This window comes from Providencia vermicola, from assembly GCF_010748935.1.
GTDB lineage: Bacteria > Pseudomonadota > Gammaproteobacteria > Enterobacterales > Enterobacteriaceae > Providencia > Providencia zhejiangensis.
In genome coordinates this window covers 2,741,863-2,755,854 of record NZ_CP048796.1, presented here as the reverse complement: position 1 = coordinate 2,755,854, position 13,992 = coordinate 2,741,863, and the positions used below count along the sequence as shown (strand labels likewise).

The window sequence follows — 13,992 nt, the reverse complement described above, 5'->3', positions numbered from 1 at the left end:
CTTTAGCTATCTGTTAATGTATAAAAGACTAAAGAAGTTCTTTATTAACTGTTTCCATTTTTAAAACATCTTTATGAAAACGAGGAGCAGGTAATGTCATTTTTATCAATAAAACATCGGGGATAAAGAAAGCTCTTTTACTAAAGAAATGAGTTTAACTTAAATTTTCTCGATTTTTATTTAAATAGTAGTTGAATTGAAAAGAGGAGAGGCGAAATGACAGCGTGTCATGCATTGTTTATAAAAGCGGCTTAGTAATGTATAATAAGCATTGCTAAGTTAATTTACGGCTGCGGCCGGAGTTCTAGTAAAAGTGATAATAACTGACCCTATCTTATTTTGTATAATCTTCGGCATTGCTTTAGTCGTAGCTGTAATCTTTGAAATGATATCTGAAAATAATAGTGCTAACGAACTGAATTCAATGGGAGGTCATATGATGAAAAGATTTTCAAAATATATCAGTAAAATGTGTTTTTTTGCAGTAACAGTAACCTTATCAACCTTTCTAGGGCAGCCGTAAGTTAATTTTAACACTATGTACCATCCTGATTAGCTATAGTTCTCATTTTTCCTATGTTGTATTTGTCTTATTAGTCAGCCAGTGACTTAATTTTTTCAAAAAACATCCATTTAATTATTGAATAATGTGTCAATTATACGCTTAGTTAACGAAACGATATATGGGGCTAACTGTTTTAGTGATTCTTTGAATTAGATACTCATATTCCTACACGGTTCTAATGCCAATCATTGCGTTTTCTAAAGTGCTTATCACCTTTTTTATCAGTTGCAGCTTCTGGTAGTGATTTTTGCTTGAAAAGGTCTTTATCTATCATCGCTCATTTATAGTCATAGCCGTCTAGTTATTTAGCCTGACTATTTGGCTTTTCTAAAAATATTTTTCACCTTAAGTGTTTGGGTGACGGAATATAAAATGGGTAAAATAGGAATATTACTGATGATGATAATTTACTGAAATAAAATGCAAAAAGTGGTAGCCATCGGTGGTTAATGAAAATGTTTGTGTTATTAGAGAATAAAAAGGAAAATAGATATTCAGAAAATAAATAAAGGTACCTTAGTATGTTTAAGAAGTTCATGTATATCTTATTATTAACGTCAGGACTGGCTAGCGCTGAAAATCTTAAATTTGATGATTTTTTTCGCGAGAATCAAGACTTGAACACGCCTCTTTTAAAAAAGGTTATCATGGCGCAAGCGATTGGTATATATGAAATAGAAACGGTTCCAGAAAAAGAACTCAGGATATTAAATTTTGATCAGTCAGAACGAGAAAAAAGAGAAATGATCAAAAAACTATTAATTGAGCTTGATCCTAAAAGTTATGAGTATGCTAAAAAAGCGTTGATATTTCTACAAGACCTCTGTGATCAAGGCTATGGCTCAATATACAAGTTAGATGATGAAAATTGCGACATAATTAAAAAGCATAATCAAAAAGCATAACCAATGACGGCAAATAAAACTTTTACGAGAAATAAGCAGCCACTTGTGTATGGGCGTAATAACCTTTCAGAGTTGTTGTTATAGTGTTTTACTATCCTATTGATTTAATTATTTATTAAGTTAAATGATTGTAGTGAAAGCGTTATATCATTATTTGAAATATACAGTTAAAAGTGAATTTAAAATCTCTTGATGCAAAGTCGTGAAGGGGCTTCTCCTGTCTTGTGTGTCAAATAAAATAGCTTTTAATAATAAAGGGTTAGGGAAGAAAAAGCGACCTTTTAGGTGGCTTTTTTGTCATTGAAATCCTCTTTCGCTACCCACTTAACCATTCATGAATGGTTTTCTCTCCAACCGCTTTAGGAGCAGTGCTCTTCGAGCAAACTAAGTTGTTTTTGATGACGTTTGTGGTTAGAAAGACATTGTTTCTCATCAATAATGCCTGCTAGGCCTAATATTCGTTTCACCTTCAAAACATGAAACGTTAAAAATCTAATTAGATGAGCTGTTTCCAGCTTCCTCTTTGGTTTTTGGTTAGTGGGATTAAATCTACTATGGAGGTACATTGAGTTTATCGGTTGAGATAGGCATCAAGGCGGCTCACTTCGCCATAGCGGTATGAGACAAATTACAGTTCATAGCCCTGCATGCCATTCAAATAAATCAAACATACGTTATAACTAGAAATAATTTGATTATTAGCTAGCCAGTTTGTTCGATATCTTAAAAGTTTGATGCGTTTACAGAGAAAAAATTGAAAAATCGCTAATGCGGCATGGGACATGTTCTAGAGGTTGGTGAGTTATCAGCAATAGGTTATGAGAATATGACTGACGATACACTTGGAAAAAGTAAAATCGCTCCCATCATATAACTACATATTTTATAGCGGATAGACAGCCGTTTTGTCGTAAGGTTATTGAATGTAGTGAGTTGGAGTGAAAATGAAAAAGTCGGTTTATAAAGCTAGCGGTTTATGGAACGAAAAATCTTTCATAACTCTTTTTATTGCAACAAGTGAAAAAGATGTTCTCTCAACAATCGCATTCTGGGCAAACTTAGATGGCGCCAGAGTCGATGAGCTATCTATCGAGCATTTCTGTTCTGTGCACTGATGACATTAGGATGAAAGAGTTGAGTTATTCATTTAGCTTAATCTCTTTCATCATGAAAAATTAACGGGTAGCAAGAGAATGACTAAAAAATTAGCTCTCAAAGAAGAGAGATAAACCCTATCAGGTTGGTTGTATTTGCTGATGTGGTCTGGTCTATGATGCTAGTTAAGCGAAAGCAAAAATGACTCGCCTCCGAATGGCCGGAGGCGAGGGAATGTTATATTGATAAGTATCAAATACATTATTTGGCAGCTAGCTTGCTAGTTTCGAGAGCTATTTATTCAGAGTAGTGCAGCGTAGCGAGTTTTAAATTCCCAGTTATACGCTACGCCAGCCTTACTTTTTCCATTGTCCCAGTTCACTGACCAAGTCATTAAGCCTTTGATGGATAGGTTTTGAGCATCAAGACGTGAAAAAGCGTTATAAACTGCTTGCTTATCGACGACATAACCGCTACCAGCGGCATCATTATTACTTGGTAAGCCAATAACAAATTTTGACGCTGGGATCTTAGTGTAGCCGCGAGTACCCGTTACTAAACTTTCGGTGAGGTAATACAGAAAATCTTCCTTCATGGCGTCGTTATTTTGAGCGAGCCAAGCACCTGTACCAGCTGTTGTTTGATCGACCCAGATACCGTCACCACCTTGGTTATAATATTGCGGTGCGATGAAATCATAATAGCCTTCGAGCGCGGTAATATAGTCAAGATAAGTACCATTAATACGTAAATAAGGAAATTCAGGCGCCATACTAATAATAAAGTTTTTACCTTCTGCCGCATAATGTGCTTTTACTTTTTTCAACGCGGCAGGTAAAACAGTTTTATTATTGGCAGCACCAATGGCAGCCTGTTCTAAATCGATATCCAGACCATCGAAACCGTAGACTTCTACCAAACGGATAATTTCATTAGTCAGCTTGTCTTCATCGCCAGATGTCAACGCGATATGTGCATCTGCGCCACCGAGAGAGATCAACACCGCACGACCTTGGCTATTTAGTACGCCGACTTGACGACGAAATTCGGTGTCAGTCAGATTATAAGGCTTGAAGGTTGGAATGCCTTCTCCCTTCATGAAGGCGACGGCGACAACGTTATATTCTACGGGAATATCAGTTAGATCCATGTTGGTGAATTGGCCTTGTTGATAACCATCACTAGTCCCTGCGGCCCAGTTATGCCAAAAACCCATCATGATTTTTTTATTGGATATATCAGGCATAGTGGCTGCATCATCGACAAGGGATGTATTGGTAATGTCATTTGAGCTCATAGTAACCTCATTATTGTAGGTAAGATTAATTCCACTCGTTCCCAATATTCAATATTGGTAGAACGTAAAGATATAGTGCGAATTTTCTATGAGGCTGTGCTGAAAAATTTTCCTACCAATAATAAATTAAATTCAAACTAGCAATAATACGCTATATTCTAGCGTTTGAGTCGTCATCTAATATTAGAGTAAGCTATCGGCGATAGCGAATATAAGGTCGATTATTTAGATAGTTATAAAATAACAACTTTACTTTTATAATAAATGTTTTTCAAAATTCATTATTAACAAATAAAGGTGGTTTATGTTCTGCTAGGTAATATATTTTTACTAACAATACTAACAATACTAACAATACTAACAATACTAACAATACTAACAATACTAACAATACTAACAATACTAACAATACTAACAATACTAACAATACTAACAATACTAACAATACTAACAATACTAACTCACTGCCTGAAATTAATGGTTGCTAAAGAAGAAATGATAGAGTCAGCGTGAGTGTTTGAGGGGATAGGGGGATGGAGAGAGGCGAATATACCATTTATGTCCTATTTTTATATTTTGTGAAGCGTAATACTGTTAATATTCAAAAGCATACTCTTCGTATTCCAGTGATTATATTTTATTTCTGATGATAAATTGCTTCTATTTGTTAATGAAGAGGTTATTCACAAGATGATATGGATTGCTTTTACACATAAACAAAAGTATTTATCTAGTAGAGTTTAAATACAAGAGACAAAAGAATTACGTTAGGTGACTATTCTTTTGATAGCTAACTTAGCGAGCCGACTTATGCAACCGATGAAAATCGAAAAATTGGCAGAAGGGCGTGTGTTATTCAAAATTGAAAATTCTTAACGTATTTCTATCTTTTTTGAGGGGATGATATAAGTTTATATAAGGTTCAGTATTTTTTACCCCTTTATTTTTCTTGCTGAAATGTTTCTATTAAAAATCAACTGGTTATATGTCATTAAAAAATAAAAGGTATTTTCCACAAAATCAGATGTAATATATTGTTGAACTTAGATTTTTTGCTGATAATTTATAGTGCACTGCCGTATAGGCAGCTTAGAAATAACGTTTGGCATTGAGCCTGACTACGACAAGGTGCACTGCCGTATAGGCAGCTTAGAAAAAACCAGTTCTGCCCCGCATTCGCCGCAGCTGGTGCACTGCCGTATAGGCAGCTTAGAAATGTGACCTACGGCATAGAAGGCCGTAGGTCACTAGTGTGCGATTATATCAGTGGCTCAAAATCCTCTTATCACTATATGCCTACAATACTATAAAAATTATTATCTGTTAGTCTTAATACAACATATAAGTTATTTTTATGATATGGATTGGGATCTGCTTCCCAAAATCACCTTATACACTATGAAATTAAAGGCGTAACGGTAGACGTAGCCTAAGTTAAATTGTATTAATATAGCAAGGTGGCTTATCAAAACAAACGGAAGGTTGGCTTAGCATGGATGATCTCTCTCCGTCAGATTTAAAAACAATCCTTCATTCTAAACGTGCCAATATGTATTACTTGGAGCATTGCCGAGTGATGCAAAAAGAGGGGCGAGTTCTCTATTTTACTGAAGCAAAAAATGAAAATCTTTACTTTAATATTCCGATAGCGAACACAACGGTTTTACTATTAGGAACCGGCACCTCTATTACTCAAGCGGCGATGAGAATGTTATCACAAGCAGGGGTACTGGTGGGGTTTTGCGGCGGTGGTGGAACACCTTTATATATGGCTACCGAAGTTGAGTGGTTTACACCACAAAGCGAATATCGGCCAACGGAATATTTACAAGGTTGGATGAGCTTTTGGTTTGATGAACAGAAACGCTTATCCGCTGCGAAAACGTTACAGTGTTCACGTATTAACTATTTACAGAAAATATGGCAAAACTCTCGGGAACTGAAAAGCGAAGGGTTTATTTATGACGACACAGTTATTCAAAACGCATTAAAAACCTTTCAAACGCGAACTGATGAAGCCAATGACACACAAATATTATTATTAATCGAAGCACAGTTGACTAAAGTGCTATATAAATATGCGGCAAATAATACTGGGCAAAACAAATTTACCCGTCAGCATCAAGCAATAGATAAAGCGAATACTTTTTTAAACCATGGTAATTATTTAGCGTACGGTTTAGCTGCAAGCTGTTTATGGGTTCTGGGGATCCCTCATGGCTTTGCAGTGATGCATGGAAAAACGCGCCGTGGTGCGTTAATATTTGATATTGCAGATTTAATTAAAGATGCCATTGTACTGCCATGGGCATTTATTTGCGCTAAAGAAGGGGCTACAGAACAAGAATTTCGTCAACAAATTTTACAGTCTTTTATTGATAATCACGCTTTAGATTTTCTGTTTGATACCGTTAAAGCTATTGCATTACAAGCGGGGTCACAGCAACAAATACAAAGGTCAGAATTATGATGGTGACTTTTGTTTCACAATGTGAAAAACATGCTTTAAAAAGAACTCGGCGTGTATTAGACGCATTTGCCAATCGTATTGGCGATAATACATGGCAAACGCTTATTACGGAGGAAGGGTTACTTACCGTAAAAAAAATGTTGAAGCAAAGCGCGAGTCGCAGTACTGCTGTCAGTTGTCACTGGATACGCTCTCGCTCACGTTCGCAACTTCTCTGGATTGTTGGAAATCGAAATAAATTTAATTCACAAGGATATGTGCCAGTAAATCGCACTGAAAAATCATTTTTGGGGCGAGAAGATGAAAATGATTGGAAATACCTTTCTTTAATTAGTACTTTTGCAAAATTAGCCGCTTTATTTCATGACTGGGGTAAAGCATCACGCTTATTTCAAGATAAGCTCAATCCTGCAATTAAAACGACATTTAAAGGTGACCCTGTTCGTCATGAATGGGTATCCACAATATTGTTTAGTTTATTAGTTAAAAACCAAGGGGGTGAGAGCGATGAGCAATGGCTTGAAACCCTCATTAAGAATGAATGGGATGAACTGCAATTACAGCAAGGGGCAACTGAAAATTATTTATTACAATCACCGTTGGCTAATTTGCCTGATGCCGCAGCTTTGCTAGCATGGTTGATATTATCTCATCATCGGTTGCCTTTTCTTGATGAACAAGAACTTAAAAATTGGCAAGACATAGCGCTTAATACACATAATCAGTTACTAACTGAAATAAGGCAAAATTGGGGTTATGAAAATAATGATGATATATCTCAATTTCAACGACGTATTAAGATGTGTTTTGAGTTCCCTAATGGCTTATTAAGTCACTCGACTGTTTGGATTCGCACCGTTCAGAAAGTCGCAAATGAGCTAAAAAATCAATTACCGTTATTTCGACAAGCAATGGCCGATGGAAGTTGGAGAGTGATTGCCCATCATGCACGCCTTTGCTTAATGTTGGGGGATCATAATTATTCATCCAAAGGGAATGATCCTCAATGGCGCAGTGAGATAGCGCTATATGCTAATACCCATAAAATTAATCATATCCCCCAATTTAAACAAAAACTTGATGAACATCTGGTGAAAGTAGCAGAAATAGCCGGTGATATTGCAGAAACGTTACCTTATTTTGAAAGCGAATCATCTCCTGTCAGTGATATTCCTCAGTTAGCTTATGATAAAAACAGTAAAGGGAAATTTAGCTGGCAAGAAGATGCAGTTAATTCAATCTATCAATATCGTAAAAAGCGCGATGATGAGATAAAAGGTTATTTTATTGTCAATATGGCGAGTACTGGCTGTGGTAAAACACGCGCGAATGTCAAAATTATGCAAGCGTTATCAGAAGATAAGCAAAGTTTTCGTTTTATTTTAGCGCTGGGGCTACGTACGTTAGCATTACAAACAGGGGATGAATATAAAGATAAAAATAGTATTGGGTTAAATGAGGGGGATATTGCGGTTTTAATTGGCTCTAAAGCGGTCGCTCAGTTACACCAACAAGCAAAAGAGAATGACGATAACTTAAAAGCCCATGATCAAGATTCATCGCCGCAGCTTAATACCAACTCGAATAACTTATTGCCTTATCAAACCGGTTCTGAATCACAAGAAATGTTGTTCGATGAAAATGAAGAAGAGCTGAGATGGGCAGAAGATAAATGGCAGGGAGTTCTCCCTGAGGAACTGTTATCAACGGTGCTTACTAGAGCAAAAGATCGGGCTCTACTCTATGCACCTGTTTTAGCTTGTACTATTGACCATATCATGGGAGCCACTGAAACAGTTCGTGGAGGTCGCTACATTTTACCTTGTTTGCGGTTAATGTCTTCAGATCTTGTCATTGATGAAGTGGATGACTTTACTGATAGTGGCTCGATAGCCGTAGCGCGTCTTATCTACATGGCTGGACTATTAGGGCGTAAAGTCATGATCTCCTCTGCTACGATAACCCCAGATACCGCGTTAGCTTACTTTCATGCGTATCAGTCTGGGTGGTATGCCTATGCTAAAAGCCGTCAACAGCCCTTAGAGGTTGGTTGTCTATGGGTGGATGAAGGTGAATACGACTCAATAAAAGATAAATGTCAATCTTCAACCTTGGCGGCGACATTAGTCGCTAATGATGACAATACGCCTTATTTATACCAGCAGTACCATGACAAGTTTATTAAGAGAAGAGTCAATGTGTTAGCGCAACAGCCTGCACGTCGTAAAGCATTAATAGTACCTACACCGAAGGATAATACTCAAGATAGTCAACAATGTTATTTTAATCACATCCTCAATGCAGCATTAGCTCAACATGACCAGCATGCCTTTCTCGATAAACGTACGGGTATTCAAGTTTCATTTGGTGTGATACGTGTTGCGAATATTTTACCTTGCGTTGATTTAACACGTTTCTTACTTGAATGTGCATGTCCTGAAGGTGTTGAAATTCGCACCATGGCTTATCACAGCCAGCAAGTTCTTTTACTACGTCATGAGCAGGAGCAACATTTAGATAGCGTTTTAAAACGTAAAGAGCAGGTCGGAGAAGAGGCGAATGCACTCAATAATCCAATTATTCGCCAGCATCTAGAAAATGTGAGTATAGAAGGGAAAGCTCAGCATTTGCTATTTATTTTAGTTGCAACTCCGGTGGAAGAAGTAGGGCGTGACCATGACTTTGATTGGGCAGTTGTAGAGCCATCATCTTATCGTTCTGTTATTCAAATGGCAGGGCGCGTTCGCCGACATCGAGAAGGCGAAGTTCAGCAGCCTAACATCGCATTACTACAATACAACAAGAAAGGGTTTGAAGGTGGGATAGATAATCCTTTTTCTCGCCCTGGCTATGAAAATAATCATATTGGACTTGGCTTATCTACTCATAACCTTTGTGATCTTGTTGATGAGCAACAGTTACTCAAATCAGTTGATGCGACACCACGGATACAACAGCAAACTAATTATGAAAATAAAAAGCACAGGGATCTAGCTTGCCTAGAACATGCGGCAATCAAGTATACACTTAAAACTGAATATATTTTCCCTCCTAAACAGGTAGAAAAACCGGTGGCTACAAAAAGACGGTCGCAAAGTAAAAATTATCATACGTTACCCCGTAATGCGGCATCGCATATTTGGGGATACACCCATGGTTGCTGGTGGATGACCGCAGTGTCCCAGCAACTCGCCTCTTTTCGCAGTCAAATGCCATCTTTTCGGCTTGTTTTGGAAATATCACCAAAAGGCACAATACAATTTAGTGAATATACTCGAGAAAGTGCGTGGATATCGGTAGGGCCTCAAAATGGCATTTATTACAACAAATTTCCTGAGTCGATAAAAAAACGATTATGGTTGGTTCGGGACTATGAACAATCCATTCAATCGCAGGGAATGGATGGGAAACAAGCGACTTCACTGTCACGGTTTTATGGTGAGTTAACATTTTTAAAACAGCAGAATAGAGACGTTATCTATCATTATGATGACCAAATGGGGATCTATCCGGTAATAAGATAATGAAGATAAAAGATACCTTTTGATCATTCGATGTTGGACGGTGATGTAAATCTAAAAGCGTTATATTGATGATAAATAATTACATTTAACTGAATGAAATTATTCGATGTAGATAGATGAAAACCATGGTGGTTATGTTATTTGTGGTATGAAGAGTCAATATTTTGTTCAGCTAGATTAATGTATAAGTTTAGTCACAAGGACCCTAGATATGTTAGATCCAGCAATAGAGGCCTTTTTTGAAGAACGTAAAGAAGGTTGGCTTAAAAAGACTTTAAAGGCATCAATGAGTGAGGATGAGGTTAGTCAAATAAAGCAGAAGTGTGAGGAGGTATTTGCGCTATCACAGTGGTTACCAAATGCTGCAAAACGTGCTGGACAGATATCACTTTCGACTCATCCTTGTACTTTCAGCCATCCAAGCGCCCGTAAAAACAAAAATGGCTCTGTGAGTGCAATCATTGCTAATGCAAAGGCCGCTAATGACGGTTTTTTACGTTCAGGTAATGTGGAAGTCGAACCCGATGCATTAGGCAATGCTGCTGCATTAGATGTTTATAAGTTCTTGACCTTACAAATGTATGATGGAAAAACACTGTTGGCACATATTGAAGCAGAAACTTCACTTGCTAAATCGTTGCTTACTTTCGAGGGGATGCCTTACGAACAATTAAGAGAAGGTTTTTTAGCAATGAGTGCAGCAGATGATTCAGTCGTGACAAGTTCAAAAATTAAACAGGTTTATTTTCCTGTTTGGACGGATGAAGATGATTACCATCTACTCTCACCTTTGACGCCTTCTGGATTATTATTTGAAATGCGTCGTCGTATTGATGATATTCGTTTTTCAGAGCAAACCAAGGAGCTGCGGGAATTAAAACGTAAAAGGGAATATAGTGAGATTGGCTTCAAAGAAATCTATGGGATCACCACGATCGGCTTTGGCGGTACTAAGCCACAAAATATTTCCGTTTTAAATAACCAAAATGCAGGGAAAGCGCATCTATTGCCTTCTTTGCCTCCGGTATTAAATATTCGCGAAACGCGTTTGCCTAAAACTAATTTCTTTACTGATGTGATAAACCCATGGCATAGCAAGGAAACATTTCAAGCATTTCACGGATTAATCACACTTCCTAAAGAAAAAATAAATAGCGACTTTGCTGAATATCGTGATAACCGCATTCAAGAATATGTGGATTATATCATCGTCATGATGTGGAAAATTCGCCGTATATTAGAACAAGAAAAAGTCGTTCTTCCTGTGAATATTGCGAAGTACCAACAAACCTGGCTATTCCCTGATACTGAAGAGCAACGAAATAATATGGAGGATTGGCTTGAAATATTAATTCCTGAAATCGCTCGTCAATTTATAGCAGGCTATAAGGTTGTTAATGGCAAGAAAGCATTATTCTTAGGTAATGATGAGTTTAATTTCATTAAGGATCTTGTTGCGAAAAATAAGGAGCTGCTGAGATGAGCAAGCCAATGAATTTACTGAAGCTCCCACATTTGAAAGTGCACAATGCCAACGCATTATCAAGCCCATTTACAATCGGATTTCCTGCAATGACTGCGTGGCTAGGGTTTATGCATGCATTGGAACTTAAATTAAGAAAAATTGGTTTTTCGGCGTTAGAGTTTGAATCAATCGCTGTTATTAGTCACGAGTGTAATTTACAGACATATCGTGGTCGTGATGACTTTGTGAATTCAATTATAGGAACGGGTAATCCTCTGGATAAAGAGGGTAACCGCTCTGCATTTATTGAAGAAGCGCGCTGCCATTTAGATGTTTCATTGGTGATTCACTTTTCTGATGCTGATAACGAGCAAGGTGACGTGTTATTAGATACCGCCAATGTACATCGTGTTACTGAAATTCTTTCTACTATGAAGTTAGCGGGTGGAGATATTTTATCGGCTAAAAAACCTGAAATATATTATTTACCTGCCAATGATAGGAACGGTAGTTATAAGCGTAACTTACTCAATAGCTTAATGCCTGGTTATGCTTTGGTTGAACGTAGGGATTTAATGGTGGCTTCAATGGAGGAGGGGCAAGATGCAATGGATGCACTATTGGATTATGTGACAGTTAATAACCAATGTATTGAAATAGAAAGTAAAAACGAATCAAAAGATAAGTCGTTTGAATGGAAAACACAACGTAAAACGAATGGTTGGATTGTTCCCATCGCGACGGGTTATCAAGGTATTTCCTCTTTAGGCATCGCTAAAAATCAGCGTGACCCCAATGTTCCCCATCGGTTTGCAGAAAGCGTTGTAACGCTAGGACAATTTGTCATGGTAAACAAAATTGGCCATCTAAATGAAATGTTGTGGGAATATCACACTGATTTAGAAAATAATCTCTATTTATGTCAACAAGTTGAATCTCAATATTTTACGCGCGGAGAGTAAAAATGGCAAAGAATAATGATGTAGCATCCGTATTGGCATTTGAAAAAAAATTGGTTCCATCGGACGGGTATTTTTATGGTACGAGTTGGAAAAATAGAACAGAGTGTATACCGCTTGCTTTGCAAGAAAAATCGGTCCGAGGAACAATCTCAAATCGTCTCAAAGGCCCTGTCAAAAACGATCCGCTAAAATTAAATGCTGAAGTTGAAAAGGCGAACTTACAAACAGTCGATGCTTGTGCATTAGGTACACAGCAAGATACCTTAAAACATCAATTCACCTTGAAAATCTTAGGTGGGGTAGAAACGCCATCCGCTTGTAATAACGCACTGTTTAAAGAAAGCTACACAAAAGCGGCAAAAGAATATATTGAAAAAGAAAGCTTCCGTGAACTTGGCCTCCGTTATGCCCATAATATTGCGAATGCACGTTTTTTATGGCGCAACCGAGTCGGCGCTGAAAAAATAGAGGTTGAGGTAAAAATCTTGAGTGAAGGTCTCGAGCAACAATGGACTTTTGATGCAACGCAATACAGCATTCGTAGCTTTGACCAGCAAGATGAAAAGGTGAATGAACTCGGCGCTAAAATTGCTGCTGCCTTAGCAAACAGTGAGGGAGCATTACTTCTTGAAATAACAACTTATACTCTGTTAGGCCAATCTCAAGAAGTTTATCCCAGTGAAGAGTTGGTATTAGATAAAGGTAAAGGGAGTAAAAGTAAAATTCTTTACCATGTGAATGGGCATGCCGCAATGCACTCACAAAAGATAGGTAATGCATTACGTTCCATTGATACTTGGTATCCCGATTATCATGATGACGTGAATAGTGGTGGTGCTATCGCTATTGAACCTTATGGAGCGGTGACTAATCTTGGTCGGGCTTATCGAACACCAGGAGCAAAACAAGATTTTTATACTCATTTTGATAAATGGGCTCGTGGTGAAAAGTTGGCACGCATTGAAGATGAACACTATGTTATGGCGGTATTAGTGCGTGGTGGTGTCTTTGGCGAAAGTGACAAATAAGGTGAACTATGAACTATTATCAGGAGATTACACTACTACCTGATTCGACGATACCGTTGGACTTTCTATGGCAAAGGGTTTACCAACAAATACATATCGCATTGGTAGAAAATAAGTCTGAAACGGGTCATAGTGAGGTTGCTGTTGCTTTTCCTGAATATGGGAGTGTCGGGTTCCGTTTAGGTAAAAAGATACGATTGATGGCAAATACAGAAGCTATGCTTGCCCAGCTCAATGTCAATCATTGGCTAGCACGGTTATCTGATTATGTGCATGTTAAGTCGATTCTGACAGTACCGGAAAATGCCATACCAGTCAGTTATGTACGACAACATGTGAAAGGTAAAAAACGGACTGAACTGGATATACAAAAGAAAGCGCAATTTCTCTCAATAAAATCGGGGCAGCCTGCGGAAGTTTGCTTACATGTGTTGAGGAAAAATCAGGTTAATGAATTTAGTCGATTGCCTTTTATCTGGATGGAGAGTCAACAGAGTAAATCTAAATATGAAGGAGCAATTCATCGCCCGTTTCCGTTATTTATTCGCTGTATTTCTGCGGGAAAAGCACAATTAGGTGGGTTTAACTGTTATGGATTAAGTCAGCAAGTCGGAAGAGATGTTGAGTTAGCGACAGTTCCTCATTTTTAACCTTATTATTTTGCTCTTTAAAAATAAAATT

At 37.7% G+C, this 13,992-nt stretch carries 8 protein-coding genes and 1 pseudogene; 8 read left to right on the top strand and 1 reads right to left on the bottom strand.

All coding sequences use genetic code 11. From position 1 onward, the window contains the following. Positions 1 to 1,086: 1,086 nt before the first annotated feature. Together G3341_RS12350 and G3341_RS20480 are read left to right on the top strand one after the other, a co-directional pair. On the top strand, positions 1,087 to 1,470 hold the full coding sequence (locus tag G3341_RS12350) for a hypothetical protein (RefSeq protein ID WP_195848632.1): 384 nt from the start codon (positions 1,087 to 1,089) through the stop codon (positions 1,468 to 1,470). Positions 1,471 to 2,414: 944 nt separating this feature from the next. After that, entirely contained in the window at positions 2,415 to 2,585 is a 171-nt protein-coding gene (locus tag G3341_RS20480) for a hypothetical protein (RefSeq protein ID WP_167520921.1), read from the top strand. A 284-nt stretch (positions 2,586 to 2,869) separates the two neighbouring features. Here the strand turns inward: G3341_RS20480 and G3341_RS12345 are convergent. Continuing rightward, positions 2,870 to 3,862: pseudogene (locus G3341_RS12345) on the bottom strand (chitinase); the annotation flags it as partial. Positions 3,863 to 5,354: 1,492 nt separating this feature from the next. On the opposite strand from G3341_RS12345, the gene cas1f reads away from it, so the two are divergent. The 6 genes from cas1f to cas6f all read left to right on the top strand — a co-directional run bounded on the left by cas1f (position 5,355) and on the right by cas6f (position 13,961). Beyond that, a complete protein-coding gene (gene cas1f, locus G3341_RS12340) occupies positions 5,355 to 6,332 on the top strand; it encodes a type I-F CRISPR-associated endonuclease Cas1f (RefSeq protein ID WP_163862118.1) in 978 nt (325 codons plus the stop codon). Further along, on the top strand, positions 6,329 to 9,856 hold the full coding sequence (gene cas3f, locus G3341_RS12335; protein ID WP_163862116.1) for a type I-F CRISPR-associated helicase Cas3f: 3,528 nt from the start codon (positions 6,329 to 6,331) through the stop codon (positions 9,854 to 9,856). The genes cas1f and cas3f overlap by 4 nt, the downstream gene beginning before the upstream one ends. 211 nt (positions 9,857 to 10,067) lie before the next feature. After that, on the top strand, positions 10,068 to 11,339 hold the full coding sequence (gene csy1, locus G3341_RS12330; protein ID WP_163862113.1) for a type I-F CRISPR-associated protein Csy1: 1,272 nt from the start codon (positions 10,068 to 10,070) through the stop codon (positions 11,337 to 11,339). Beyond that, positions 11,336 to 12,283, top strand: a complete 948-nt coding sequence (csy2, locus tag G3341_RS12325) for a type I-F CRISPR-associated protein Csy2 (protein WP_163862109.1) — start codon at positions 11,336 to 11,338, stop codon at positions 12,281 to 12,283. Before csy1 ends, csy2 begins: the two co-directional genes overlap by 4 nt. A gap of 2 nt (positions 12,284 to 12,285) precedes the next feature. Continuing rightward, positions 12,286 to 13,311, top strand: a complete 1,026-nt coding sequence (csy3, locus tag G3341_RS12320) for a type I-F CRISPR-associated protein Csy3 (protein ID WP_163862105.1) — start codon at positions 12,286 to 12,288, stop codon at positions 13,309 to 13,311. A gap of 8 nt (positions 13,312 to 13,319) precedes the next feature. Continuing rightward, the gene (gene cas6f / locus G3341_RS12315; RefSeq protein ID WP_154623419.1) at positions 13,320 to 13,961 is read left to right on the top strand and encodes a type I-F CRISPR-associated endoribonuclease Cas6/Csy4; all 642 of its coding nucleotides are present in this window, start codon (positions 13,320 to 13,322) and stop codon (positions 13,959 to 13,961) included. Positions 13,962 to 13,992: the final 31 nt, after the last annotated feature.